This window comes from Ruegeria sp. BF6 (genome assembly GCF_056538665.1).
Window position 1 is genome coordinate 448652 of the sequence record NZ_JBQFTN010000001.1, and the last position, 26583, is coordinate 475234.

26 protein-coding genes and 1 tRNA gene are annotated in these 26583 nt (G+C 57.2%); 19 read left to right on the forward strand and 8 right to left on the reverse strand.

What is annotated here, in order from left to right; all coding sequences use genetic code 11:
- The first annotated feature begins 74 nt into the window (after nt 1-74).
- Both ACR0IM_RS02240 and ACR0IM_RS02245 read left to right on the forward strand, forming a co-directional pair.
- Nucleotides 75-1232, forward strand: coding sequence for an RsmB/NOP family class I SAM-dependent RNA methyltransferase (locus tag ACR0IM_RS02240; protein ID WP_480680693.1), 1158 nt, complete (start codon nt 75-77; stop codon nt 1230-1232).
- A 104-nt stretch (nt 1233-1336) separates the two neighbouring features.
- Nucleotides 1337-3628 carry an ATP-binding protein gene (locus tag ACR0IM_RS02245; RefSeq protein ID WP_480680694.1) on the forward strand — a complete coding sequence of 764 codons (2292 nt, stop codon included), beginning with the start codon at nt 1337-1339 and terminating at the stop codon, nt 3626-3628.
- Here the strand turns inward: ACR0IM_RS02245 and ACR0IM_RS02250 are convergent.
- Entirely contained in the window at nt 3625-4218 is a 594-nt protein-coding gene (locus ACR0IM_RS02250) for a sulfotransferase family 2 domain-containing protein (RefSeq protein WP_480640353.1), read from the reverse strand. The genes ACR0IM_RS02245 and ACR0IM_RS02250 overlap by 4 nt on opposite strands.
- Before the next feature lie 192 nt (nt 4219-4410).
- On the opposite strand from ACR0IM_RS02250, the gene recA reads away from it, so the two are divergent.
- The 4 genes from recA to ACR0IM_RS02270 all read left to right on the forward strand — a co-directional run bounded on the left by recA (nt 4411) and on the right by ACR0IM_RS02270 (nt 9555).
- Nucleotides 4411-5478, forward strand: coding sequence for a recombinase RecA (recA, locus tag ACR0IM_RS02255; protein WP_480588937.1), 1068 nt, complete (start codon nt 4411-4413; stop codon nt 5476-5478).
- A gap of 138 nt (nt 5479-5616) precedes the next feature.
- On the forward strand, nt 5617-8286 hold the full coding sequence (gene alaS / locus ACR0IM_RS02260; protein ID WP_480680695.1) for an alanine--tRNA ligase: 2670 nt from the start codon (nt 5617-5619) through the stop codon (nt 8284-8286).
- 1 nt (nt 8287) lies between these two features.
- Nucleotides 8288-8575 (forward strand): DUF1330 domain-containing protein, encoded by a 288-nt coding sequence (locus tag ACR0IM_RS02265; protein ID WP_480588933.1) that lies wholly within the window; start codon nt 8288-8290, stop codon nt 8573-8575.
- 452 nt (nt 8576-9027) lie between these two features.
- Nucleotides 9028-9555: a transglutaminase-like cysteine peptidase gene (locus ACR0IM_RS02270; RefSeq protein ID WP_480680696.1), complete on the forward strand. Its 528-nt coding sequence runs from the start codon at nt 9028-9030 to the stop codon at nt 9553-9555.
- Nucleotides 9556-9694: 139 nt separating this feature from the next.
- Here ACR0IM_RS02270 and ACR0IM_RS02275 read toward each other — a convergent pair whose 3' ends face one another.
- From ACR0IM_RS02275 to ACR0IM_RS02285, 3 genes are all read right to left on the reverse strand, one after another.
- A complete protein-coding gene (locus ACR0IM_RS02275; RefSeq protein WP_480680697.1) occupies nt 9695-10324 on the reverse strand; it encodes a hypothetical protein in 630 nt (209 codons plus the stop codon).
- 458 nt (nt 10325-10782) lie between these two features.
- Nucleotides 10783-12600: a translational GTPase TypA gene (gene typA, locus ACR0IM_RS02280; protein WP_480588927.1), complete on the reverse strand. Its 1818-nt coding sequence runs from the start codon at nt 12598-12600 to the stop codon at nt 10783-10785.
- Nucleotides 12601-12676: 76 nt separating this feature from the next.
- Entirely contained in the window at nt 12677-13012 is a 336-nt protein-coding gene (locus ACR0IM_RS02285) for an SMR family transporter (protein ID WP_480588925.1), read from the reverse strand.
- Nucleotides 13013-13217: 205 nt separating this feature from the next.
- Here ACR0IM_RS02285 and ACR0IM_RS02290 point away from each other — a divergent pair, with 205 nt between their 5' ends.
- On the forward strand, nt 13218-13349 hold the full coding sequence (locus ACR0IM_RS02290) for a hypothetical protein (protein WP_480588923.1): 132 nt from the start codon (nt 13218-13220) through the stop codon (nt 13347-13349).
- A gap of 52 nt (nt 13350-13401) precedes the next feature.
- Here the strand turns inward: ACR0IM_RS02290 and ACR0IM_RS02295 are convergent, their stop codons facing one another.
- Genes ACR0IM_RS02295 through ACR0IM_RS02305 form a run of 3 tightly spaced genes read right to left on the reverse strand, consistent with a single transcriptional unit; the run spans nt 13402 to nt 15454 of the window.
- A complete protein-coding gene (locus ACR0IM_RS02295; protein ID WP_480680699.1) occupies nt 13402-14559 on the reverse strand; it encodes an HD domain-containing protein in 1158 nt (385 codons plus the stop codon).
- The gene (locus ACR0IM_RS02300; protein WP_480588919.1) at nt 14556-14801 is read right to left on the reverse strand and encodes a hypothetical protein; all 246 of its coding nucleotides are present in this window, start codon (nt 14799-14801) and stop codon (nt 14556-14558) included. Before ACR0IM_RS02300 ends, ACR0IM_RS02295 begins: the two co-directional genes overlap by 4 nt.
- Nucleotides 14801-15454, reverse strand: a complete 654-nt coding sequence (locus ACR0IM_RS02305; protein WP_170413326.1) for an alpha/beta hydrolase — start codon at nt 15452-15454, stop codon at nt 14801-14803. Before ACR0IM_RS02305 ends, ACR0IM_RS02300 begins: the two co-directional genes overlap by 1 nt.
- Nucleotides 15455-15631: 177 nt before the next feature.
- Between ACR0IM_RS02305 and iscR the strand changes: the two genes are divergently transcribed.
- The 12 genes from iscR (at nt 15632) to ACR0IM_RS02365 (ending at nt 25349) form a co-directional block, all read left to right on the forward strand.
- Complete coding sequence (iscR, locus tag ACR0IM_RS02310) at nt 15632-16090, forward strand: Fe-S cluster assembly transcriptional regulator IscR (protein WP_480588917.1); 459 nt, start codon at nt 15632-15634, stop codon at nt 16088-16090.
- 57 nt (nt 16091-16147) lie between these two features.
- Nucleotides 16148-17191, forward strand: a complete 1044-nt coding sequence (locus ACR0IM_RS02315) for a cysteine desulfurase family protein (protein WP_480680700.1) — start codon at nt 16148-16150, stop codon at nt 17189-17191.
- Nucleotides 17192-17209: 18 nt separating this feature from the next.
- On the forward strand, nt 17210-18730 hold the full coding sequence (gene sufB / locus ACR0IM_RS02320; RefSeq protein WP_480588913.1) for a Fe-S cluster assembly protein SufB: 1521 nt from the start codon (nt 17210-17212) through the stop codon (nt 18728-18730).
- Between the two features lie 38 nt (nt 18731-18768).
- On the forward strand, nt 18769-18933 hold the full coding sequence (locus tag ACR0IM_RS02325; protein WP_480680702.1) for a hypothetical protein: 165 nt from the start codon (nt 18769-18771) through the stop codon (nt 18931-18933).
- 2 nt (nt 18934-18935) lie between these two features.
- Nucleotides 18936-19769 (forward strand): polysaccharide pyruvyl transferase family protein, encoded by an 834-nt coding sequence (locus ACR0IM_RS02330; RefSeq protein WP_480680704.1) that lies wholly within the window; start codon nt 18936-18938, stop codon nt 19767-19769.
- A complete protein-coding gene (sufC, locus tag ACR0IM_RS02335) occupies nt 19762-20517 on the forward strand; it encodes a Fe-S cluster assembly ATPase SufC (RefSeq protein ID WP_480680705.1) in 756 nt (251 codons plus the stop codon). The genes ACR0IM_RS02330 and sufC overlap by 8 nt, the downstream gene beginning before the upstream one ends.
- Nucleotides 20517-21797 carry a Fe-S cluster assembly protein SufD gene (gene sufD, locus ACR0IM_RS02340; protein WP_480680707.1) on the forward strand — a complete coding sequence of 427 codons (1281 nt, stop codon included), beginning with the start codon at nt 20517-20519 and terminating at the stop codon, nt 21795-21797. The genes sufC and sufD overlap by 1 nt, the downstream gene beginning before the upstream one ends.
- A complete protein-coding gene (locus tag ACR0IM_RS02345; protein ID WP_480640364.1) occupies nt 21797-22282 on the forward strand; it encodes a YIP1 family protein in 486 nt (161 codons plus the stop codon). Before sufD ends, ACR0IM_RS02345 begins: the two co-directional genes overlap by 1 nt.
- The gene (locus ACR0IM_RS02350) at nt 22279-22845 is read left to right on the forward strand and encodes a YIP1 family protein (protein ID WP_480680708.1); all 567 of its coding nucleotides are present in this window, start codon (nt 22279-22281) and stop codon (nt 22843-22845) included. Before ACR0IM_RS02345 ends, ACR0IM_RS02350 begins: the two co-directional genes overlap by 4 nt.
- Nucleotides 22846-22858: 13 nt before the next feature.
- Nucleotides 22859-24079, forward strand: a complete 1221-nt coding sequence (locus ACR0IM_RS02355; protein ID WP_480588896.1) for a cysteine desulfurase — start codon at nt 22859-22861, stop codon at nt 24077-24079.
- A gap of 66 nt (nt 24080-24145) precedes the next feature.
- A tRNA-Arg gene (locus ACR0IM_RS02360) sits at nt 24146-24222 on the forward strand.
- A gap of 197 nt (nt 24223-24419) precedes the next feature.
- Nucleotides 24420-25349 (forward strand): DMT family transporter, encoded by a 930-nt coding sequence (locus ACR0IM_RS02365; RefSeq protein ID WP_480588894.1) that lies wholly within the window; start codon nt 24420-24422, stop codon nt 25347-25349.
- Between the two features lie 348 nt (nt 25350-25697).
- Here ACR0IM_RS02365 and mepK read toward each other — a convergent pair whose 3' ends face one another.
- On the reverse strand, nt 25698-26267 hold the full coding sequence (gene mepK, locus ACR0IM_RS02370) for a peptidoglycan L,D-endopeptidase MepK (RefSeq protein WP_480640368.1): 570 nt from the start codon (nt 26265-26267) through the stop codon (nt 25698-25700).
- Nucleotides 26268-26583: the final 316 nt, after the last annotated feature.

Sequence of the window (26583 nt, forward strand, 5' to 3'; positions counted from 1 at the left end):
CGGCGTCCGGAGCAGGGCGCCGTTTCGCATTTGTGGCTTTGGCAGCAGCCACGTTAACAGCATCGGAAGATATCATGACACCGGCCGCGCGTATTCAGGCTTCGATAGAAATCCTTGATGAGATTCTCTCTGGTGCGCCTGTCGAGAAATCCCTGACCAACTGGGCCCGCCGTAGCCGGTTCGCCGGGTCCAAGGATCGGGCCGCGGTTCGGGACCATGTGTTTGCTGCGTTGCGGTGCAAACGATCCTTTGCGGCGCTGGGAGGGGCCGAGACAGGACGCGGCCTGATGATCGGATTCGTGCGCGCGTCCGGTGATCAACCGGACGATCTGTTTTCTGGTGCTCGACATGCACCTGAGATTCTGGCCGATAATGAGGCCGGACGCGATTTCGTCTCAGAGGCCGAGCAGTATGACATCCCCGATTGGCTCTGGCCCAGATTTCAGTCTTCGCTGGGGGATCAGGCGGTTCCGGTTGCGCAAGCCCTGCAACGCCGGGCGCCGGTGCATCTGCGGGTCAATCTTATCAAATCGGACGTCCCCGCGGCCATCGCTGCGCTGGCCGCCGATGGGATTGTCGCCACCGCACATTCCGCCTGCGACACAGCGCTAGAAGTCACCGAGGGCACGCGCAAGGTTGCGCAAAGCCGGGCTTATTCAGACGGGCTGGTCGAGCTTCAGGACGCAGCCAGTCAAGCCGTTGTCGCGGCCCTGGACCTACAACCCGGGATGCGTGTGTTGGACTATTGCGCCGGCGGCGGCGGTAAGTCTCTGGCCCTGGCCGCGCAAAATGGGGTCTCGGTTTTTGCCCATGACGTGAACGCTGCTCGTATGCGCGACCTTCCGGCACGGTCGGAGCGGGCCGGTGCTCAGGTCGAGATCCTAACACCAGAGAAACTCGCGCAACACGCTCCATTCGACGTCGTTCTCGCGGATGCGCCGTGCTCCGGTAGCGGTTCGTGGCGGCGGGCTCCGGCGGGGAAATGGGCTTTGACCGAAAGCCGCTTGCAAGAGCTGACTGGAATTCAATCCTCCATTCTGGACAAGCTGTCGCCTATGATTGCGCCCAGTGGTGTTCTGGCCTATGCGACCTGTTCGATGCTGGACGCCGAAAACGGTGATATTGTCGACGGTTTCCTGCGCAAACACCCGGAATGGTCCGACGTTTTTCGAAAAACGTGGCTTGTCTCCCACGGTACGGACGGTTTCTTCACGTCACACTTGACGCGATAGAGCATCAGATCATAGCAACTTAAAGGAGAGTGCCCGGTTTCTTTTAAGCGGGCATTAACCTTATTTGGGCTGACTGCGTGAAAGCCCACTGACCTGAGTTGTTTATGACTAATACTACGGAAGTTTTCTCGGATCCGTCCTTTCAAAATGCCCCGTCCGGTTTGCGACTTGCCCCTTTGGTCGTGGTCGGCGCGCTGCTGAGCCTTTCGCCTGTTGTGGGGCTAGTGCCTCAGTTGTGGCACACTGGTTTTGTTGTGGCTGGCGTATCTTTGCTGGCGGCAAGTTTTCTGGTGGTGCTGCGGGGAAAGATCGTGGACCATCTGACGCAGCAGGCGATAAAAACGATGGCGGTTTTTGCTGAACAGGATTTGTTTCCCAGCATCATCGCAAACGCTCAGGGTGACATTCTCGCTGCCAACCCCGAGGCACGAAACCGGTTTCAGGCTGTTCCGGGTGCGCGGTTGGAGGGCTGCCTGAAGTCCATGTTTGCAAATCCTGCGGCGGTTCTGTTGCGGCTTCAGTCGAAGGCTGAGATCCACGGCAAAGCGCGGGAAGACATCGTGACCGTCGGATCGACCGTCCCGGTTTCGGTTTTCGACGTTGGTAACGGTCAGTATTGCTGGCGTTTTCATCTGGATACCCCGGGGCAGTGGGATGAGGTCGTTGTTCCAGTCTTGACCGAAGGTCGCAATGGCATGCTGCTGAGGGTCAACGTCGCGGCGGCCCATTTGCTTGGGCACAGGCCGGATACGTTGCAACAGGTCCTTTCAAGCGACCCCGGACCACAAGGTGATATCATGCAGGTTCAAACGGCAAATGGATCGGTTTCTGCCGCCGTATGCGAGCTCAACCGGTCCGGCACTGTGCGCGACCTGCTTGTGCTGCCGACAGAGGCCGCAGGCCATGTCGGCAGCGGGGCCTCTTTTGCCGATTTGCCGGTTCCGATCGTACGTTTTGCGCCCGACGGCCGGATTCTCGAGGCCAACCGGCTGGCTGTGAAACTGATCGGAGAAGTTGAGCCCGGCGAAACCAATGCCGACCAGATCATGCATGGACTTGGCTATCCAGTGTTGGATTGGCTGGCGCGCACAGCTGCTCAGGAACCGGCGGTGCGGTCCGAGTTCCTTCGCTTGACCCGTCAGGACAAGGAGGTGTTCGTACAGGTCACACTGAACCGGGTGGTGAATGACGGGCAGGTCCAGCTGATTGCAGTGTTGAACGACGCAACCGAGCTCAAGACGCTTGAGGCGCAGTTCGTGCAGGGACAAAAGATGCAGGCGGTCGGGCAATTGGCCGGAGGCGTAGCCCATGATTTCAACAACTTGTTGACGGCCATATCGGGTCATTGCGATCTGCTGTTGCTGCGCCATGACCAAAACGACCCGAACTATGGGGACCTCGTACAAATCAACCAGAACGCCAACCGGGCTGCGGCTCTGGTCAGTCAGTTGCTGGCGTTTTCGCGGAAACAGACGCTTCAGCCCGAAGTGCTGGATCTGCGGGATACGATCTCGGATCTGATTCACCTGCTGAACCGGCTGGTGGGCGAGAAAGTCCGCCTGATCCTCAGCCACGATCCGGTTTTGAAACCCGTGCGGGCAGACAAACGGCAACTGGAACAGGTGCTGATGAACCTCGTCGTGAATGCACGAGATGCCATGCCCGATGGCGGCGAAGTGCGGATCGAGACCGAGGTTGTGGTGCTGACCGACCCAGTCACGCGCGACCGTGCCACGGTTCAGCCTGGCGAATATGTCACTGTCAGGGTGATCGACAGTGGCGTCGGTATCCCCGCGGACAAGCTGCAAAAGGTGTTCGAACCGTTTTATACCACCAAACGCACAGGGGAAGGCACCGGTCTGGGATTGTCGACAGTATATGGGATCGTCAAGCAAACCGGAGGCTTCATTTTTGTCGACAGCCTTCAGGGGCATGGAACGGAATTCATCGTCTACCTCCCTGTCTCCGTCGCCTCAACAGAAGCCCAGCCGGATTCGATGCCCGTCGCTGACACGCAATCCGCCCGACAGGGCGAAGGGGTTGTTCTGCTGGTCGAAGACGAAGCGCCGGTGCGGGCTTTTGCAACACGTGCGCTGCGGTTGAAAGGGTATACGGTGCTTGAGGCCGAGTCGGCGGAAGAGGCGCTGCGTCTGCTGGAGGACGGCGCGCTAAATGTCGATGTCTTTGTCACCGATGTGGTTATGCCCGGGATGGATGGGCCGACCTGGGTGCGTAAGGCGATGGAGAAACGACCGGAAACAAGGGTGATCTTCATGTCCGGCTATACCGAGGGAGCCTTTGGCGATTCCGGACCCGAGATCGCAAACTCCGCCTTCCTGCCCAAGCCGTTCTCGCTGAACCAACTGACCGAGGCGGTGTTTCAACAGATCAACTAAAGCGCCGCCTCGTGGCAAGCGAATTCGGCCTTGTGTCGATTGCGGAACTTGCGCTCCGTCTCGGGCGTCAGCAACAGCTCGCGATGGGGTGAGACATTTTCCTGTTTCAGATCGATCTGCGTGTTCAGCCGATGTTGCAGGAAACCCACGATCTTGTCCTGGTTTTCATATTTAAAGACGTGGCTGGCACCAAATCCGTTGCTCCGGGTGCGAAAAAATTGGCTCTGGCTGCCCACATCGGCAAACTCGGGGCGCGGGGTTTGCATATAGGCTTGCACAAAGTCATCAAAGCTGAGGTCGCGCGTGGAATGCGGATGTCCGATCCGATCATCCCGGCTGCGAAATCTGTACCAACTGCCCAGCCAATCGATTGGTTCGCGCACGACCGCCATGATTTCCATTTCGGTGTCGTACATTTTCCGAAAGATGTTCTGAAAAAAGCGGTCAAAGCGCCGCACGGGGGCGTGTTTCAGCTCTGGAGGGTCGGTTACGACAAAGTCGGCGCGGTCGCGCAGGGCGGTGTGATATGCCGTGCTGCCTGTTTTGGGGACAGCCAGAAACGCAAGGCGTTCCTTATAGAAAACAAGCATTTAGTCGCCCCTCATCAGTCTTTGTTATTGTCGCAGATTGGCGTAAACGACTCTTTAACACAATTGATGAACAGTAAGTATTGTAAGTTTTAGTTGAAATGTTCTCTTTTTGATCTCATAAGGAACAAGAGGCGAACAAAGCAGCGATTGCCGCCCGTTCAAGGGTGTGACAAAAGGGAAGGCGACAGGACAATGGCGGATCTTCTGACGATGAGCGACAAGAAAAACGCAGACAAGCAAAAGGCGCTCGACAGCGCGCTGGCGCAGATCGAACGGCAGTTCGGCAAGGGATCGATCATGAAGCTGGGCGAGGACGCCAAGCAAGATATCGATGCAAGCTCGACCGGTTCACTGGGTCTGGACATCGCGCTGGGGATTGGCGGTCTGCCGATGGGTCGGATTGTTGAAATTTACGGCCCGGAGAGTTCGGGCAAGACGACGCTGACGCTGCATTGCATTGCCGAACAGCAGAAACGTGGCGGTGTCTGTGCGTTCGTTGACGCGGAACACGCGCTTGACCCGCAATATGCGCGCAAGCTGGGTGTAGATCTTGATGAGTTGCTGATTTCCCAGCCCGACACCGGCGAACAGGCGCTCGAAATTACCGACACGCTGGTTCGTTCGGGTGCGGTGAATATGGTCGTGGTCGACTCGGTGGCGGCGCTAACGCCGAAATCGGAACTTGAGGGCGATATGGGCGACAGCAGCGTAGGTGTTCAGGCCCGCCTGATGAGCCAGGCGATGCGCAAGCTGACTGGCTCGATCAGCCGCTCGAACTGCATGGTAATCTTCATCAACCAGATTCGGATGAAGATTGGCGTGATGTTTGGCAGCCCGGAAACCACGACCGGTGGTAATGCGCTGAAATTCTACAGCTCGGTCCGTCTGGATATTCGGCGCATCGGCGCGATCAAGGACCGGGACGAAGTTGTCGGCAACCAGACCCGCGTCAAGGTCGTGAAGAACAAGGTGGCACCGCCCTTCAAGCAGGTGGAATTCGACATCATGTATGGCGAAGGCATCAGCAAAATGGGCGAGCTGCTGGATCTGGGCGTCAAGGCCGGTGTGGTCGAAAAGTCGGGATCGTGGTTCAGCTATGGCGACGAGCGGATCGGGCAGGGTCGTGAGAACGCCAAACAATACTTGCGTGACAACAGCCGCGTCGCGCTTGAAATCGAAGACAAGATTCGCGCGGCCCATGGACTAGAATTCGACATGCCGCCCGGCGCGGCCGAAGATGACGATATACTCGAAGCCTAAAGCGCTCTGAGAATTCTGATTACAAGGTGGTCCTCTGGGCCGCCTTGTTTCGTTCGGCGCCTCCAATGCTGTGGACTATCCGCAGGGACGGGGATAAACCCGTTTCAACACAATATGATTGCGCGCTGAGAGAAGCTTATGCCCACGCTGAACGACATCCGATCGACCTTTCTGAACTACTTTGCCAAACAGGGGCATGAGGTGGTGGCATCCAGCCCTCTGGTCCCGCGCAATGACCCGACGCTGATGTTCGTGAACTCGGGCATGGTGCAATTCAAGAACCTGTTTACCGGTCTGGAAACGCGGGAATATCAGCGCGCGACCACGGCCCAGAAATGTGTGCGCGCGGGCGGCAAGCACAACGATCTGGACAATGTGGGTTACACCGCACGGCACCATACGTTCTTTGAGATGTTGGGGAATTTCTCATTCGGCGATTACTTTAAGAGCGACGCAATCCCCTTTGCGTGGGAACTGATCACCAAGGAGTTCGGCATCGACAAGAACCGCCTGCTGACGACGGTTTATCACACCGATGACGAGGCGTTCGAGATCTGGAAAAAAGTCGGTGTACCCGAAGATCGGATCATCCGCATCGCTACCAATGACAATTTCTGGCAGATGGGTCCGACCGGTCCTTGCGGCCCGTGCACCGAGATATTCTATGACCATGGCGATCACATCTGGGGTGGTCCTCCGGGTTCGGCCGAGGAAGACGGCGACAGGTTCATCGAAATCTGGAATATCGTTTTCATGCAGAACGAACAGTTCGAGGACGGCTCGATGGTCGAACTCGACATGCAGTCGATCGACACCGGCATGGGGCTGGAGCGGATCGGCGCGCTTTTGCAAGGCAGCCATGACAACTATGACACCGATCTGTTCAAGACGCTGATCGAGGCGTCGGCGGATGCGACCGGGGTTGATCCCTACGGCGACCAGAACGTCCATCACCGCGTCATCGCGGACCACCTGCGTTCGACCTCGTTCCTGATTGCGGATGGGGTGATGCCCAGCAATGACGGGCGCGGTTACGTGCTGCGCCGGATCATGCGCCGGGCTATGCGACACGCGCATCTGTTAGGGGCGAAAGATCCAGTCATGCATCGTCTGGTTCCGACGCTGGTGCAACTGATGGGCGCGCAGTATTCCGAACTGGGCCAGGCCCAGCCGCTGATCGAAGAGACACTTTTGCTGGAAGAAACACGTTTCAAGCAAACACTGGATCGCGGCCTGAAGCTGCTGGATGACGAGGTTGCGGGCCTGTCCGAAGGTGCGGCTCTGTCTGGTGATGCGGCGTTCAAGCTGTATGACACCTACGGTTTCCCGCTGGACTTGACGCAGGATGCGCTGCGCGAAAAAGGCCTGACTGTAGATACGGACGGTTTCGATGCTGCTATGGCCGAACAAAAAGCCAAGGCGCGTGCCGCCTGGGCCGGGTCGGGCGAAGCGGCCGATCAGGCCGTATGGTTTGACGTGATAGACGGTGCCGGGGCTACGGACTTCCTTGGCTACGATACCGAGAAAGCCGAAGGGCAGGTGGCCGCGCTGGTTGTTGACGGTGCACAGGTCGACAAGATCGATCAGGGTGGCACCGGCTGGGTTGTCGTCAATCAGACGCCTTTCTATGGCGAAGCCGGTGGTCAAGTTGGCGATACCGGTGAAATCCGGCGTCTCGAGAACATGCAGGATGTGGCGCAGGTTGAAGACACGCGCAAGTTCGCCGAAGGCAAGGTCTATGCGCATCGGGTGACGGTCAGCCAGGGTACGTTGTTGAAAGGCGACGCGGTCGAGCTAGCGGTCGATCACGCGCGCCGCACCGCGATCCGGGCCAACCACTCGGCCACGCACTTGCTGCACGAGGCGCTGCGCGAAACGCTGGGTGATCATGTTGCTCAGCGCGGGTCGCTGAACGCGTCGGACCGGCTGCGGTTCGACTTCAGTCATTCCAAGGCGCTGAGCCCCGAGGAGATCCAGAAAGTCGAACGCGAGGTGAATGAGTTCATCCGCCAGAACTCGACCGTCGAGACCCGGATCATGACGCCGGACGATGCACGGGAATTGGGGGCTCAGGCGCTGTTTGGTGAGAAATACGGCGACGAAGTTCGCGTGGTCTCTATGGGTAAGGCCCCGACGGGCAAGGGACATGACGGCAAAACCTGGTCGATCGAACTATGCGGCGGGACTCATGTGCGTCAGACTGGCGATATTGGCACGTTTGTTGTTCTGGGTGACAGCGCCAGCAGTGCCGGTGTTCGCCGGATTGAAGCACTGACCGGAGATGAGGCTTTTCGGCATCTTTCGGCGCAAGATCAACGGCTTGGCCAAATTGCGAACGAGCTGAAGGCACAGCCGGACGATGTGGTGAGCCGGGTCAAATCCTTGCTGGATGAGCGCAAAGCCCTGCAAAACGAAGTCGCTCAGCTGCGCCGCGATCTGGCGATGGCAGGCGGTTCGGGGCAGGGCGGTGCCGAAGCTCGCGACGTGAACGGAGTGCCATTCCTGGCACAGGCCCTGAGCGGCGTGTCTGGCAAAGACCTGCCCGCATTGATCGACGAACACAAAAGCCGGTTGGGCTCGGGCGCGGTTTTGCTGATTGCCGATGCCGGCGGCAAGGCTGCGGTTGCGGCCGGTGTGACTTCGGACCTGACAGACAAGGTATCGGCCGTTGATCTGGTCCGGGCCGCGGTAGTCGAACTGGGCGGCAAAGGCGGTGGCGGACGCCCCGATATGGCGCAGGGCGGTGGTCGTGATGCCTCGAATTCGGACGCAGCGATCAAAGCTGCTGAGCAAGTATTGGGAGGATAACATGCCTGCACTCTGGATAGCCCACGTCACCGTGACCGACGCCGAGGCCTATGGAAAATATGTCGAGTTGGCTGGCCCGGCGATTGCCAAGCACGGGGGCGAGTTCATCGCCCGCGCGGCGCGTTACGTGCAGCTTGAAGGAAAAGAACGGCCCCGCAACGTGGTTGCCCGTTTTCCCTCGGTCGAAGCCGCGGTTGAGTGCTACGAATCCCCCGAATATCAGCGGGCACTGGACCACGCCCGTGGCGCCAGCGAGCGTGAATTGGTCGTTGTCGAGATCGCCGACTAGAATCACTTTGGCTAATTTGTGCCAGATTCCGGCTGGTTGAGCGGAATTCAGCCAATGAATGGAGAAGGCGGCTTGGATAGCCGCCTGACCTTTTTCATTTCGGACTGCAGTCAAGCTTTTCAACCGTTTATCGCGGATGTCGGGTGAAAAGTTTACGTTAGGTCACCCTTAGATTGTGGCCAACATCTCTCAATTCTTGCCTGAAATGGTCTAAATGCGGGACGAATTTCCGCCTCTTTTCACTTGCAACCTCGCTGCAGATTGCGCAAACGGCACCGTGCACTGATAGTTAGCAAAACAAGCTACGGTCCCGTTTATCCGCAATCGCGTGGATGAATATGGATCGAGGAACAGGCATGAAACCGTTAAGCACTGAATTCAGAGCCGTTGTTGCGCGGTTGACCTCATCTGTGGGTCGACTGATCGCAGTCGCCGCGCTGGCGGTAGGCGCTTTGGTCGCGGGCACCGCTGCAGATGCAAGCGAAGGCAACTTTCTGAAGATCGTTTCCGCATCGCCGCCGCCTTCGGGCGCGCGTCAATTATGTCGTCAGTACAGCTGGGCCTGTTCCGGTAAGGCCGCCGCATCCATGTCCAGCCGGCAGGAAATGCAGATAATCCAGCGGGTCAATCGCCAGGTCAACGCGACAACGCGTTCGGTGACGGATCAGTCGCAATATCGAACAGCTGAAAGGTGGGCGTTGCCGACGTCCCGGGGCGGAGATTGCGAAGACTTCGCCCTATTGAAGAAAAGAGATCTTATTCGTGCCGGTGTCGATCCGAGCAAATTGCTTATCGCGACTGTTTTGGATAGGCAGCGCAATTCTCATGCTGTTCTTGTGTACCGCTCGGCTGCAGGTGATCTGGTGTTGGACAATCTGACCGATAAAATCAAGCCATGGTCGGCAACGCGGTATTTGTTTCTTCGGATGCAGAACCCGCGGAAACCCAGTGGTTGGGTTGGGGTTTACAGCCGTAGCTAATACACTCCTGCTGAATACCCGGGTTGTTAAGGCAAAGAAAAGGGCGACACGAGGGTCGCCCTATCCGTAATCAGGGTGTTTTCAGTTTGATACGGCTGCGCCGCACATCTTTTTGTGACGCAAGACCGCCGCGTTCCAATTAGAAAACACCGCCGCTGCCAGCACCACCTGAATTGCCGCCGCCGTCGCCGCCGCCAGTACCAGCGCCACCGGAATTGCCGCCACTACCGCTGTCATTGTTGCCGCCGTTGCCGTCACCGGTGTTGCCGCTACCGCCATTGTTGCCGCCGTTGCCGTTGCCGTCGTTACCGCCGCTGCCATTGTTGCCGCCATTTCCGTTGCCGGAGTTGCCGCCATCACCGTTGTTGCCGCCGTTGCCGTTGCCGTCGTTACCGCCACCACCGTTGTTGCCGCCGTTGCCGTTTCCGGAATTACCGCCGCCGCCGTTGTTGCCGCCATTTCCGTTGCCGGAGTTACCGCCGCCGCCATTGTTGCCACCGCCGCCGTTGTTGCCGCCGCCGCCGCCGTCATTGCCGTTGTCGCCGCCGTCATTGCCGTTGTCGCCGCCGTCATTGCCTGTGGAAGATGGGCTCCCATTGTCGCCGCTGGTACTGCCGGAATTAGAGTCAGTACCCTCACCATCGCGCGCAGATGCTGCGGAAGTGGCTGTTGGCAGGTCGGTCAGCACTGTAGCAAAAGCCGGACAGCTTTCCAGCGTTCGTGCCAGGATATCGTCGAAATCAGCCCGCCGCTGAATGTACTTCAACATTCGGGTATCGACGATCGTGCAGGCACATAGAGTGTCTGTCGACACCGACTGCCGCGCCGTTTTGATGTTACATCTTTCTGCTAGCGCCGCACTGGCTGTGATCAGTGGGAATGTCGCTGAAACAAATACAATAGACAATAGTCGAGACTTCACGCGCATGGCGCCACTCCTTCAAAACTCGTTACACACTTTGCCGCACAAATTGCGGAGACACATTAAATGGTAATACTATCGTGCCACATTTATTCCTTTATTACATCCGTTTTTGGACACAATTTCAAGAGGAGTAATGGTAGAGTGGGTTTGAAAAATGCAACTTAAGGTAGAAATAAACCAAGAAACAAAAAGTAAGCCCGCCAATCCGGCGGGCTGTACCGTGTATCAGTGGCATACTTTGGATGTAAATCTGCCACTGTTGTAGTATTGTTTCACATTTGTGAACGACGCCATTGTCAACCTTAGGCAGACTTAGCCATGCGTTTGCGTTCGTGCGGATCCAGAAAGCGTTTACGCAGGCGTACCGCGTTCGGTGTAACCTCGACCAGTTCGTCATCGTCGATATATGCGATAGCTTCTTCCAGCGAAAACTGAACATGAGGTGTCAGCCGGACCGCGTCGTCAGAACCGCTGGCGCGCACATTAGTAAGTTTTTTGCCTTTGAGCGGGTTCACCTCAAGGTCGTTGTCGCGTGAATGCTCGCCGATTACCATGCCCTGATAGACATCGGTCTGGGGGCCAACAAACATGCGGCCGCGCTCTTCGAGGTTCCACAGGGCATAAGCCACGGCCTGACCTTTCTCCATCGAGATCAGGACACCTGCACGACGGCCCGGGATCGGTCCTTTATGGGCCGCCCAGCCGTGGAACACGCGGTTCAACACACCGGTGCCGCGGGTGTCAGTCAGAAACTCGCCGTGGTAACCGATAAGGCCGCGTGACGGTACATGTGCGATGATCCGGGTCTTGCCAGCACCGGCGGGGCGCATCTCAACCAATTCGCCTTTGCGCGCACCAGTAACCTTTTCGATCACCGCGCCTGAAAACTCGTCGTCCACGTCGATGGTAACTTCTTCGATAGGCTCCATGCGCTGGCCGTCTTCGTCGCGAAACAGAACCTGCGGGCGCGAGATGCTGAGTTCAAAGCCTTCACGCCGCATATTCTCGATCAGAACGCCCATCTGCAATTCGCCGCGACCGGCAACCTCAAATGCCTCACCGCCGGGGGTGTCGGTGATGCGGATTGCCACGTTCGATTCGGCCTCTTTCATCAGGCGATCTCGGATGACACGCGACTGTACCTTCTTGCCATCACGACCGGCAAGAGGCGAATCGTTGATGCCAAAGGTCACGGTGATGGTCGGCGGATCGATGGGTTGGGCGGGCAGGGCCTCTTCAACCTGCGGCGACACTAGCGAGTCGGCTACTGTGGCCTTGCTCATGCCTGCGATGGTGACGATGTCACCGGCTTCGGCCACGTCGATGGGCTGTTGCGCCAGGCCACGGAAAGCCAGGATTTTCGAGGCGCGGAAGTTTTCGATCAGCGTTCCGTCACGGCTCAGCGCCTTGAGGCTGTCACCGGCTTTCAGCGTGCCGCTTTCCACGCGTCCGGTCAGGATGCGCCCGATGAACGGGTCACTGCCCAGCGTGGTGGCCAGCATCCGGAAGGGTTCGCCTTTTTTGTCGGCTTGTTTGGGCGCAGGGACGTGATCGACGATCAGGTCGAACAGGGCGTTCAGGTCCTTGCGGGGGCCGTCCAGCTCCATGTCAGCCCAGCCCGAACGGCCCGATGCGTACATGGCCGGAAAGTCCAGTTGATCATCATCGGCACCGAGGTTTGCGAACAAGTCGAAACATTCGTCCAGCGCGCGGTCGGGTTCAGCGTCGGGCTTGTCGACCTTGTTCAGAACCACAATGGGACGCAGGCCAAGTGCCAGCGCCTTGGAGGTCACAAACTTGGTCTGAGGCATCGGACCTTCGGCAGCATCGACAAGCAGGACCACGCCGTCGACCATGCTGAGAATGCGCTCGACCTCACCGCCGAAATCGGCGTGTCCGGGGGTATCGACGATGTTAATACGTGTGCCCTTCCACTCGACGCTGGTGGCCTTGGCGAGGATAGTGATCCCGCGCTCGCGCTCGAGGTCATTGCTGTCCATCGCACGTTCAGCGACGGCCTGATTTTCCCGGAACGCGCCGGATTGTTTGAGCAGCTCATCTACCAGGGTCGTCTTGCCGTGGTCCACGTGAGCGATGATTGCGATATTGCGCAGGTCCATGAGAGGTCAGCCTTTGAACGGGAAGTTGCCGCGCGCATAGCGCGGTTTTATCAAATAGGCCAGCCCTAACCGGAGATCAGTGGCCAGCGGTCTTGGAAAAAAGGTGAATGATCAGAATTCCGGTCAGAATCATCATAAGGCCAATGACTGCTGGCCAATCCAATCTCTGTCCAAAGACGATAAAGCCGATGATCGCGATGAAAACGATGCCAAGACCGGACCAGATCGCATAGACGATGCCGACTGGCATGAATTTTAGTGTCAGACCTAGCAGGTAGAAGGCGACGCCATAGCTGATAACGACCAGAACGGAGGGCCAGAGGCGGCTGAATTGTTGGCTGGCTTGCAGCGCGGTAGTGCCGATGGTCTCAGCAATGACCGCCAGAAAAAGGATCAGATAAGCGTGGGGCACGGTGCATTTCTCGACAGAAGTTTTGCGAGGTTGAGCACGAAATCAGTCAAACGGGCAAGTGAAATTTCGATGCCGCCGCCTGTGTGAAGACGCTACGTCATTAGTGCTGGCCTTTCGTAAGGTCAGGATAACCTGACTATTTTTTGAGAATGCTCTGTGATAAAAAGCCTTTGTTTTTAAAGGTTTTTGTATGTGAGTGTTTTTCATGACGAAATTTGCAAAGTATATCGTCTTTGTTTCGGCGTTGATTGTGGCGCTTGGGTGGCTTGCTGGCGGGGGGTCCGTCGACAAAAACGCGGCCAGTTTTGTTGAACGGTTAGATAGTGATCAGGTTTGAGCGTCTGCTGAAACACAGGAAAAAGAGGTCCTTGGGCCTCTTTTTCTTTTTTCTACGTATCGGTAGTGGCGGCGAAAAAGGCATCAAGCTGCGGCTGAAGCCATGTCCAAAGGCCCGGTGCGCCGCGCTGTATCGGGGTGCCGACCCGCTGTTCGATTTGGGCGAATGTGACATTGTAGTCCACCCATGAACCACCGCCCGTGGCAAGATTGCCGACCGGGGCCTGAAAGCGATCTATGGCTTTGGCGAACCGGGCATCCGGGCTTTCGGCCGCTTCGAACTCGGACCACAAGGACATAAAGCCCGTTTTCTGATCATCCGGAAGCAACCCGAACAGACGTTCGGCGGCGGCCTGTTCCTCGGCCGCTTGCACGGTGTGGTCAACCTGACCGTGGATAGGGTGATCTCCGGCATCGATCTCCACAATGTCATGTAGTAATAGCATTTTCAGCGCACGGTCGATCGAAACGCCGGGGGCCGCGTGTTCCGCCAGAATCCACGCGAACAGCATGATATGCCAGGAATGCTCGGCCGAGTTTTCGAACCGCTCACCGCTGAGCAGGCGTGAGGCGCGGTAGACCGACTTCAACTGGTCGGTTTCTGCCAGAAAGGCGAGGCGGGTCGAGAATGTGGTTTCCGTCGGTTGGTCGCTATCCAGCAAGCTCCGGGCGGCAGCGTGGGCCTCGGGAAATTCGGTCTTCAGATAGGCCGCTCGCCCACCGTTCAGATTGTCCCGCACGATTGCCCTGTGTTCGGGCAGTGGGTCGGGCGCACACAGAACCTGAAACATCGGTTGGCACCGATCCAGATATTTGGCGAATTTTGCGTCCGGGCTCTGGTCGGCTTCGAACTCTTGCCACAGGGCAAGACAATCCGCAGCCTGATCCGCGGGTAACAGGCCGAACAACTCGGCTGCAGCGGTATTCTCAAGCCGCTCGACGGCCTGCCAGTCGGTTTGCAGATGGATAGGATGGTCACCAACGATGATTTCGACCAAATCATGCAGCAACAGCATTCGGATGACCCGGTCGACGCTGACGTCAACACCGGCCAAAGGCTGCATCACCAGCGCCCAAAGCGCCAGTTGCCAGCTATGCTCAGCAGCATTCTCCTGGCGGGACTGATCCAGCAGAAAGTTGGCGCGATCAACCGATTTCAGGCTGTCCGCGCGTTTCAGGAATTCGATCTGCGCAGACAGTCTTTCAGTCATTGTTTCTCGATCGCTTTAGTCTTGGCGCGGTGATCCGTCAGTTTCTGGATCACGAATTTACGGGCCTTGCGTTCGGCCAGCCGGACGCGGATTTCGGTCAGGAACGCCTCTTCCAAGGTCTGAGAGGACGCCCCCAAAAGGTCGCCCACTTCGACAAAGAAACGGTCGTCCCCGGTTTCGTCCATCACTTTCATTGTGTCCTCGGCCAGTTTCGAGGCGAGGGTGGTGATGGTGTCAGACATCAGCGCGTGTTCTCGGTCAGGCGGCGTTTCACATAGTCGCTGACGTCGGTAATCAGCGTGTCCATGTGGCGATCCTGGAAGAAGTGATCGGCGCCCTCCACCTCGTTATGAGTGATGGTGATGCCCTTTTGTTCGTGAAGTTTGTTCACCAGCGAGGTGGTGTCAGCCGGGGGGGCTACCCGGTCGGAAGATCCGTTTATGATCAGACCGGACGAGGGGCAGGGTGCCAGGAACGAAAAATCGTACATGTTGGCAGGCGGCGATACGCTGATAAACCCGGTGATTTCCGGGCGGCGCATCAGCAATTGCATCCCGATCCACGCGCCGAAGGAGAACCCCGCGACCCAACAGTGTTTCGAGTTGTTGTTCATCGACTGCAGGTAATCGAGCGCCGAGGCCGCATCGCTCAGCTCACCCACGCCCTGATCGTATTCGCCCTGACTGCGGCCGACGCCGCGGAAGTTAAAGCGCAACACGGTAAAGCCCATGTTGTAAAACGCATAATGCAGGTTGTAGACGACCTTGTTGTTCATGGTCCCGCCAAATTGTGGATGCGGGTGAAGCACGATGGCGATCGGTGCGTCTTTTTCCTTTTGCGGGTGGTAACGGCCTTCCAGGCGGCCTTCGGGTCCGGGAAAAATCACCTCGGGCATGTGTGCTTTGGTCCTGTCTTTTTCTTCTTGGTGCCGGGATATACTTGACGGTTATCGTCAGGCACCTTAGAACGGTTCTAATTGTATTGCTTTACGCAAGTTGCTGCCTGTCGGAGATACGCACTGGCAGCGGCGGCGTCAATGTTTTCGCGCGGTACCTGCCAAGAGGAAAAGACAATGAAGCTTTCGACCAAGGGTCGTTACGCAATGGTTGCACTGGCCGATATTGCGACTCAGCCTCAGGATACCCTGGTGACACTGGGGGAAATCTCGGAGCGGCAGGATATCTCTCTGCCGTATCTGGAGCAGCTTTTCGTCAAGCTGCGTCGCGCTGATCTGGTGTCCTCGGTTCGGGGGCCGGGTGGAGGCTATCGCTTGGCGCGCCCCGCATCGGAAATTCGCGTGGTCGAGGTTCTGGCGGCCGTAGATGAAACGGTTGATGCGTTGCAAAAAGGTGCAGGGGCGTCCGGCGCATCATCAGGAAGCCGGGCGCAATCGCTGACCAACCGTCTGTGGGAAAGCCTGAGTGCGCATGTCTATGTATTCCTGCACCAGACGCGGTTGTCGGATGTGATTAAAAACGATCTTGCTCCGTGCCCTGCGGTGCCCAGTCTGTTCGCCGTTGTGGATGAGTGATGTGATGCGTCAGAAATCCGGCAACGCGGTTATTCGCATTTGGAAAAAGGTGAATCCGTGACTCGCATTTACCTGGATCACAACGCGACAACCCCACTTCGACCCGAAGCGCGTGAGGCGATGATTACGGCGATGGAACTCTGCGGAAATCCGTCCTCGGTTCATGCAGAAGGGCGCGCGGCCAAGGCGGTGGTTGAACGCGCGCGGGCGCAAATCGCATCCGCTTTTGGGGCGGATGGGGCGGATATCGTGTTCACCTCGGGCTCAACCGAAGGGGCAGCGCTGGCGCTTGGGGGGCGGAACCTGCATGGATCGTCTATTGAGCATGACGCTGTAAGGGCTTGGATCTCCGAGGATCTACCCGTAGCGATGTCCGGTCAGGTGCAGGTGTCAGAGCCGGAAAACTCGACCCTGCAACTGGTCAATTCGGAGACCGGGATTGTTCAGAAGCTTCCCAAGGGGGTAGCCGTAACCGATGCGACGCAGGCGTTTGGCAAACTGCCCGTTGCGTTCAACTGGCTGGATACCCAGATGGCGTTGGTATCGGCCCATAAGCTAGGTGGCCCAAAGGGGATCGGCGCTGTCGTGATGAAACGCGGCACGGACCTGCCTGCCCAGATCAAGGGGGGAGGTCAGGAAATGGGCCGTCGTTCGGGTACGGAAAATGTCATTGGAATCGCGGGGTTCGGGGCTGCGGCTGAGGCCGCGGCCCGGGATTTGGCCAATGGCGTTTGGGAGCAGGTTCAAGAATTTAGAAATATTCTAGAAAAGGCCCTTGAGGCTGGTTCTAAATCTACTATTTTTGTCGGGAAAGATCAGGATCGCCTGCCCAATACCTTGTGTTTCGCAACCCCCGGCTGGAAGGGAGAAACGCAAGTGATGCAGATGGACTTGGCGGGCTTTGCGGTCAGCGCGGGTTCGGCCTGTTCCAGCGGCAAGGTGCGCGCCAGCGCGGTTCTTACGGCAATGGGATATGACGAGGTCTCGGCAGCCAGCGCGATACGCGTGTCGCTTGGCCCTTTGACTACGCAGGAAGATGTGCTGCGCTTCGCCGAAGCGTGGCTTGAAAAAGAGAAAAAGCATCGCGCGCGTGCCGCGTGATTTGACGGAGTGAAGGATATGGCCGCTTTGGACCAGACCCAGGTAAAAGAAGGTGTCGATCAGGAAACCGTGGATGCTGTGCGCGAGGTTGGCACCTACAAATACGGCTGGGATACCGATATCGAGATGGAATATGCGCCCAAGGGCGTGAACCCGGATATCGTCCGCCTGATCTCTGAGAAAAACGAAGAGCCCGAGTGGATGACCGAATGGCGTCTGTCGGCTTTTGAACGCTGGACCAAGATGGAAGAACCGAAATGGGCGATGGTGCATTACCCGCCGATCGACTTTCAGGACCAGTATTACTATGCCCGTCCGAAATCGATGGAGGAAAAGCCGAAATCGCTGGATGAGGTCGATCCCAAACTGCTGGCCACTTACGAAAAGCTCGGTATCCCTCTGAAAGAACAGATGATTCTGGCGGGCGTTGAAGGCGCTGAAGACATGCCCGCAGAAGGCCGCAAGGTCGCGGTGGACGCGGTGTTCGACTCGGTCTCCGTGGGTACGACCTTCAAGGACGAACTGGCAAAGCACGGCGTGATCTTCTGCTCCATCTCCGAGGCGATCAAGGATCATCCTGAACTGGTTAAGAAGTATCTGGGCACCGTGGTTCCGGTGTCGGACAACTTCTACGCCACGCTGAACTCGGCCGTGTTCTCGGACGGGTCCTTCGTTTACATCCCGCCGGGCGTCCGCTGCCCGATGGAGCTGAGCACCTATTTCCGCATCAACGCGGAGAACACCGGTCAGTTTGAACGCACCCTGATCATCGCCGACAAGGGCTCGTACGTGTCCTATCTGGAAGGCTGCACCGCACCCCAGCGCGACACTGCGCAGCTGCACGCGGCCGTGGTTGAAATCATCGTCGAGGAAGACGCTGAAGTTAAGTACTCGACCGTTCAGAACTGGTTCCCCGGGGATGAAAACGGGAAGGGCGGTATCTACAACTTTGTGACAAAACGCGCCGATTGCCGTGGCGACCGATCCAAAGTGATGTGGACACAGGTGGAAACCGGCTCGGCCGTGACCTGGAAATACCCGTCCTGCATCCTGCGCGGCGATGACAGCCAAGGTGAGTTCTACTCGATCGCTATCACCAACAACTATCAGCAGGCCGACACCGGCACCAAGATGGTTCATCTGGGCAAGAACACCAAGTCGCGCATCGTGTCCAAGGGTATCAGCGCGGGTAAAGCGCAGAACACCTATCGTGGTCTGGTCTCTATGCACCCCAAGGCCAAGGACAGCCGGAATTACACGCAGTGTGACAGCTTGCTGATCGGCGATAAATGCGGGGCGCACACGGTTCCGTATATCGAGGTCAAAAACAACTCTTCGCGCGTGGAACATGAGGCAACGACATCCAAGGTGGATGATGACCAGTTGTTCTACTGCCGCCAGCGCGGCATGGACGAGGAAGAGGCCGTGGCACTGGTCGTTAACGGGTTCTGCAAGGACGTACTGCAGGCGCTGCCGATGGAGTTTGCCATGGAAGCGCAGCAACTGGTGGCAATTTCGCTGGAAGGCTCTGTCGGTTGATGGCGCGGACACCCCGGAAAAGCATCCAGAGAGATGATGTGCTGACCTGGCTTGGATATGCACTGCCGGTTTTGGGCGGCCTGCTTGGGGTGGCCTACGTCAACATCTTCTACATGGCTTTCATCAACCCGGTCTGGGCGGTGGGAATCGGGGCAGTCCTTGGTTGGGTTGCTGCGCGTCTGCTTAGGAAAGTTCTGGGATAGGTATGGAACACTCGACGCCACAGCCTGAGGCAGCGCCAATCAAGCTGTATTGGTGGAACCAAGCCGCAAATTTCGGCGATGACTTGTCGCGGGACGTCGTGGCCCATGTGTCGGGCCGTGATGTTGTCTGGGCGAAACCAGTGAAAGCCGACCTGTTTGGGATCGGTTCAATCATGGCTTTTGTCAGCCGTGGTGCGCTGGGACGGGGGTCTCCCGTGAAGCCCGTGATCTGGGGCAGTGGCTGCATGGCGCCGTTGAATACCAAGTTTCTCGACGCGGTTAAACCTCCGAAAGTTGTACGTGGCCCGATTACGGCATCCCTTTTGGAACTGAAGAATGTCGCTTTTGGTGACCCGGGTGTTTTGGCCAGGGATGTCTACGGCACGGTCGCGGACCGACAGGATGTCGTAGGCATTATCCCGCATCACGGCGAGGTTGACGATCCGGCCGTTGCAGCCCTGATCGCATCGGACCCCAGGTTCCGGCTGATTGATACAAGGCGTCCTGCCCGGGTTGTCTGTGCCGAAATCGCGGCCTGCGCGCAGGTCTTTTCATCAAGCCTGCACGGGCTGATCGTTGCGGACAGTTTCGGGGTAACCAACCACTGGTTCGCGCTGAACGAAATACACCGCAAACCGGGTCTGAAATTTTATGACTACGCAACCGGAATTGAACGCGCTTTGGCTCCGCCTCTTGAGGTTGGAGACATAGCGAAACAAGCAAAGAACGAGCCTCCGGCTTCGCTGGCCTACCAGAACGGTATTGAAAAAAGCCAGTCGAACCTTTTGGAGCGCTTTTCAATGAACATCCAGGAAACGGAACTCCACCATGCTTGAAATAAAAAATCTGCACGTGCAACTTGAAGAAGAAGACAAGCAGATCCTGAAAGGTGTGGACCTGACGGTTGAGGCTGGCAAGGTACACGCGATCATGGGGCCGAACGGCTCGGGGAAGTCGACGCTCAGCTATGTGCTATCGGGGCGTGATGGTTATGATGTTACCGAAGGTTCGGCCACGCTGGACGGTGAGGATCTGCTGGAGATGGAACCGGAAGAGCGCGCCGCCGCAGGTGTCTTCCTAGCGTTCCAGTACCCGGTTGAAATTCCGGGCGTAGGCAACATGACCTTCTTGCGGACCGCCGTGAACGCGCAGCGCAAGGCACGTGGACAAGAAGAACTGTCCGCTGCCGAATTCCTGAAAGAAGTGCGTGCTAAGGCCAAATCGCTGAAAATCGACGCGGATATGCTCAAGCGTCCGGTGAACGTCGGCTTCTCAGGTGGTGAGAAAAAGCGTAACGAAATCCTGCAGATGGCGATGCTGGAGCCCAAAATGTGCATCCTGGACGAGACCGACTCGGGTCTTGATGTGGACGCGATGAAGCTGGTGTCGGAAGGTGTGAACGCTCTGCGTGATGAGGGACGCGGGTTCCTGGTCATCACCCACTATCAGCGTCTGCTGGACCACATCAAACCTGATGTCGTTCATATCATGGCGGATGGTCGTATCGTGAAATCTGGCGGCCCTGAACTGGCACTGGAAGTTGAACATAACGGTTACGCCGACATTCTGGCCGAGGTGAACTAATGGCTTTGCCGCAAGCAAAACAGACCGCGACCGAGGAACGGTTGGCCGCGTTGACCATGCCCGATGCCGGATGCACGCGTGCCGCGCGTGAAGATGCTCTGGCGCGCGTGTTGGAGATGGGACTGCCCGGACGGCGCGACGAGTACTGGAAATACACGCGCCCAGACACTTTGATTTCGCCGGAAGCTCCGCATGCCGCGCTGTTTCACACGGATGAGGAGACATTGTTCGGCGATATAGACCGATTGAAAATCGTCTTCGTCGACGGTGTGTTCAGCGCCGAGGAATCGGATGAACTGGAGCTGGAAGGCGTCAACATTGATCGGATCGAGGATATCTGCTGCAAGGATATTCACTGGGCCAAGGAACTGTACGGCGTTCTTGAGGCGCGTGGGCAGTCTCCGGTGCAACGGCCTTTGGCAGCGCTGAACACGGCCTTTGCAGAAGATGGCGTAGCGATTCACGTCACCGGCAAGCCGTCCAAGCCGATCAGCCTGATCTATCGTCATGCGTCAGAAACGTCGGATGCCATGCTGCACCATATTGTCCGCGTCGAAAGCGGTGCCGAAGTGACGATCCTGGAAAATGGCCCGGCAGCGTCGCGTTTCAACAAATGCATGGAGATCGACATTGCCGACAACGGCACGCTGCATCACGTGCGTGCGCAGGGTCGCGATCACGAGCGTCGGGCGATGACTCATATGTTCACCCGTTTGGGCAGGGAATCGACCTATAAGTCGTTCACCCTGACCGCAAATGGCGTTCTGACTCGTAACGAGCAGGTCGTCGAACTGACCGGTGACGATGCGGTGGCCCATGTGGCCGGTGCCTGCGTTGGCGATGGGGATTTCCATCACGACGATACCGTCTTCATCACCCATGACGCGGTGAACTGCGAAAGCCGTCAGGTGTTTAAGAAGGTTCTGCGCAACGGCGCCACCGGTGTTTTCCAGGGCAAGATCCTTGTAAAGGAAGGCGCGCAGAAAACCGATGGCTATCAGATCAGCCAGTCGCTGCTGTTGGATGATGACAGCCAGTTTCTGGCCAAGCCCGAGCTTGAGATCTATGCCGATGACGTCGCGTGTTCACACGGTTCCACTTCGGGTGCGATCGACGAGACGGCCCTGTTTTACCTGCGCTCGCGCGGGGTTCCGGTCAAGGATGCCACCAATATGCTGACGCTGGCCTTTCTGGCCGAGGCGGTGGACGAGATCGAAGACAACGAACTGGCCGATGCGATCGTGACCCGTTTGGAAGGCTGGCTGGCGCGGCGCAGCTGATGCCTGTCACATCGGATATCGTGGCCACGTACCGGGGGCCGGGGCGCGTAGTGCGTCGGCTTCTGGACTCGGGTGAACGGGAAGACAGAGCGCTGATCTTTGTAATGGGATTCTGCGTGGTAGCTTTTATCGCGCAGCTTCCCAGCCTTGCCCGGCGGGCGCATCTGGAAGGGCTTGAGCTGAACATGCTGATGGGTGGGGCCTTGTTGGGCACGGTTATCATCTTGCCGCTGTTTTTCTATTTTCTGGCTTTTATGTCCTATGGCGCTGCCCGGTTGGCTGGAGGGCGCGGAACAGCCTACGGAGCCCGGCTTTCACTTTTCTGGGCGCTGTTGGCATCAACGCCTCTGGTGCTGTTGAACGGCTTGGTCGCCGGGTTCGTTGGACCCGGCCCGGCATTGACCTTGGTTGGATTGATCTGGCTCGGGATCTTTGTGTGGTTCTGGCTGGCCGGTCTCAGACAAGCGCAAAGGCGGTTGGAATGAATTCTACGTCCCTTGCCAACCTTGCGGTTCTGACGGTGACCAACCCGGCCCAGACCGCACGCCTGTTGCTGGCCAAGCGCCCCAGGCGCGAGGTTTTGTGGCTGGGGTTTTTTCTGGCCGTGGTTTTGAGTTGCCTGCTTCAGGTAGGGGTTGCGCAACTGCTGCCGATCCCTCCGGACCAACCCGTTCCCGCGACCGAGCCGGTGTTGCTGATCCTTGCTCGTTCAGCCGGAGCCATTATGCTGAGTATCTTGGCGTTTTTGATGTTCGGGCGTTTGCTTGGCGGTGTCGGGACCTTCGACGACGTTTTTCTTCTGACAGTCTGGCTGCAATACCTGCAGATCGCCGGGTTGGTTTTGTCGCTGGTATCGTTGCTCGTGCTTCCGCTGTTGATCGTCGTAATCACTCTCGCGACAGCTGTGTTGAGCCTTTACGTCACGCTCCATTTCCTGAATGAAGCGCATAAGTTCGGATCGCTCTGGAAATCCTTCGGGGTCATATTGCTGTCTGCCCTTGTGGCAGTGCCCTTTGTCCTCGCGTTAACGCCCAGCGGCCCGGTATAGGGATAAGAAGACCATGTATGACGTAGAAAAAATCCGGGCAGACTTTCCAATTCTGTCGCGCGAGGTGAATGGCAAGCCGCTGACCTATCTGGACAACGGGGCCTCGGCGCAAAAGCCTCAGGTCGTGATCGATGCGGTGACGCGGGCCTATGCCGAGGAATACTCGAACGTTCACCGCGGTCTGCATTTCCTGTCGAATCTGGCGACCGAGAAGTATGAGGCCGTCCGCGGCACCATCGCTCGTTTTCTGGGCGCGGCGGATGAGAATGAGATCGTCCTGAACTCGGGCACGACCGAGGGGATCAATCTGGTCGCTTACGGCTGGGCGATGCCACGGCTGCAGGCGGGCGATGAGATCGTCCTCAGCGTCATGGAGCACCACGCCAACATAGTCCCCTGGCATTTCCTGCGCGAACGTCAGGGGGTTGTCCTTAAATGGGTCGATGTGGACTCCGAAGGCGGTCTGGATCCGCAGGCAGTGATCGACGCGATTGGACCCAAGACCAAACTGGTCGCCGTGACCCAGTGCTCGAACGTTCTGGGCACCGTGGTTGATGTAAAGGCCGTCACTGCAGGTGCTCATGCCAAAGGTGTTCCCGTGCTGGTCGACGGCAGCCAGGGTGCCGTTCATATGCCGGTCAATGTGCAGGATATCGGCTGCGATTTCTATGCGATCACCGGACACAAGCTGTACGGCCCGTCTGGCTCGGGTGCGATCTACATTAAGTCTGAACGTATGGCGGAGATGCGCCCCTTTATCGGGGGCGGCGACATGATCAAAGAGGTCAGCAAGGACCAGGTGATCTATAACGACCCGCCAATGAAGTTCGAGGCCGGAACCCCCGGTATCGTTCAGACTATCGGCTTGGGCGTGGCGCTGGATTACATGATGGATTTGGGGATGGAGAACATCGCCGCCCATGAAGCCGGGATTCGCGACTATGCGATGCAACGCCTGACCGGCTTGAACTGGGTTCAGGTGCAGGGAACTCGTGCGGACAAGGCGGCCATCTTCAGCTTTACGCTGGACGGGGCAGGGCATGCGCATGATGTGTCGACGATTCTCGACAAGAAAGGCGTCGCCGTGCGCGCGGGCCACCATTGCGCAGGCCCGTTGATGGATTTCTATGGTGTGACCGCGACCTGCCGCGCCAGTTTTGGCCTGTATAACACCAAAGGAGAGGTCGACACGCTGATCGACGCGCTGGAACTGGCGCACGATCTGTTCGCGTGAAAGCTGACTGATCCGGGTAGATTTGCAGTTGCACCCAGATCGGAACAAGGTTAGCTAACGGCCAAGGCACCTGTAGCTCAGCTGGATAGAGCGCTGCCCTCCGAAGGCAGAGGCCAGAGGTTCGAATCCTCTCAGGTGCGCCATATTTTCTAAAAATGTTGAAGCAGAAAGACTTATGTGGTCTTAGTTTGAAGCCATTCGGGTTCAATTTGATCCCACATTATGCCTCCATTATGCGTCTGTCGTTCGTGGCGCTAAGCCCGAACTATCAACAAGTGTAGCACGCGTGCGCGATGAATTTCTGCTTTAGTGTTGGCAGTCCTGTGTTAGCTCTTGTTTTATGGAAACACCATCAGCACAACCCAGACCGGCTGTTCCCTATGCGCTAGCGGTTGGTGGTGTGCTTTTCGCCTCAGTTTGTTTCGGGCTGGTTCCATACTTCAGCCGGGGGTTGACCGAGCAAGGTGTTGCTCCATACGCCGTCGCATTCTATCGCTACATCGTTGCCGCAGTTCTGCTGCTACCTGTTCTCTTCATACATCGTAAATCATGGCGCGAGATTTGCTGGGGGCTTGCTGTCGGCGTAGTGATGGGGCTTGGGTGGATTGGATATGTGACCGCGCTAGAGACATTGCCCGCTTCGACAGTAGGTGTGCTCTATATGACCTATCCGGTTTTCACGTTGATTATCGCCTGGGTCTTGTTCGCCGATTCACCAACGAGGCGTGCCTTGGTTGCCTCGGGGCTTATCACGCTGGCTGCAATCATAGCGGCCGGCACATCCGCGTCTGTGCCCCTAGAGCACATCCCAACACTCTTGATTTCGCTTGCGGCTCCTTTTGGTTTTGGCTTCGGTATATGTGTCTTGGTCCATAGGCTGTCCCGCATCGCGCCTCTTGCCCGCATTGCGTCAGTATCCCTGGGATCTGTTCTTGGACTCTTACCTCTGATGATGAGTGCCGATCTGGCAAAGCTTCTCCCCGAAGGGCAATCTGACTGGGTTTTGATAGTCGGGATAGGCTTAGTTACAGCGCTTATCCCACAGTTCATATACACTATATGTTCACCGTTGATCGGCGCTTCTCAAACTGCAGTCGTCGGGAGCATAGAACTGCCCACGATGTTTGCAGTTGGTTTTTTTGCTTTTGGCGAAGCGATTACGGTGCCACAAGCCATGGCCTGCGTTTTAGTTCTGAGTGCTATTGCAATCACTAGAAGTCGAACGACACGCACGGTTACGGCTGTGATTTCCAAAGAACAAAAAAAGTAAGTTGGGTGCTTTGGTAGCACTGACCCATGTGCTTCGTGATTGCCAGGGCTACTTGGCTTTTACTGTTTAACGCTGAGAGAAGACTATGCTTACCGGTCAATTTGACACGGTGTGAGAGCCTAATCAATCAGAGTGCATGGGCTAATTGTTTCCTTTTGGAGGCATCACAAAATGCAAGGCGAAAATTGATCAGATGCCAAAACCTATACGTCGAAGGAAGCATCTAGCCATTCTCCTAGCCTGTTGGTCCGCAGGCTGTATTTCAGATTCAAAAGGTATCGCTTTTTGTGCACAAAAAAACAAAGAGCGCCCGAGGGCGCTCGTCGTTTTGAAGTTTATTGCGGGGAGTTAACCGCCCCAGCTGCGGACTTCACCGCAATCCATATGGACGAAATTCGAGCGGGAGTATTTGCCGACGCCACCCGCGCGGCAGGACATGGCCGCCTTGGCCATCTGCGAGACCGAACGCGATGACAGGCGCAGGTCGGCGGCCTGACCTTTCATATGCAGTGAGTTCTTGGCAACCCGACGCGAACGCGACCGCAGCATGGCGTTGGTCTGCGGCGATCGATATCCCGAAAGCAGCATGTACGGTTCGTTCACATCCAGAAGGTTGTGCGAGGCCGCCATGATATCAATGGTGCGCAGGTCCATGCCCTTGACCTGATCGGTCCGCCAGTCGCGCATGAAATGGTTGACCTCTTTCACGGCGTCCTTGATGTACTTGCCATCGACCCAATAGATCATGTCGATGCGTTCGCCGGTGCGACCGGAATACATGCGAATCCGCCGAATATCGCCGCCGCCGCGAAGGAATCCTGCTGCATTGGAATAGGTCGGTGCCGCCACAACTGCCGTAGCTGCAAATGCGCCCAGAAGGGCACGCCGGGTCAAGCCCGAGGTACTGCTCATCGTCATTTTAGTTTCGTCCCGTACTGTTCCTGCCTGCACACGATGTTACGCGCGCGTTCTTAATTTTTTTCCATCCCAGATGCGGGATTTATGACACAGTCGCGAAAAACAGCCAAGAAGTCTTTCAAAATCACCTTTTCAAGGGGGATTTTTCGGCAGTTTTTTGCGCAGTTGATGCGTTTATGTATAATTCAGAAGCATTTGGTGGCGCCATTCCGCCGGGCGATGCAAACACGCATCACGCTCCGATAGATGCGCCGCGTTGATACATTTGTGAATAGACAAGCTGCCCGGGACGCAATCATAGTTGATCGGCACGCTC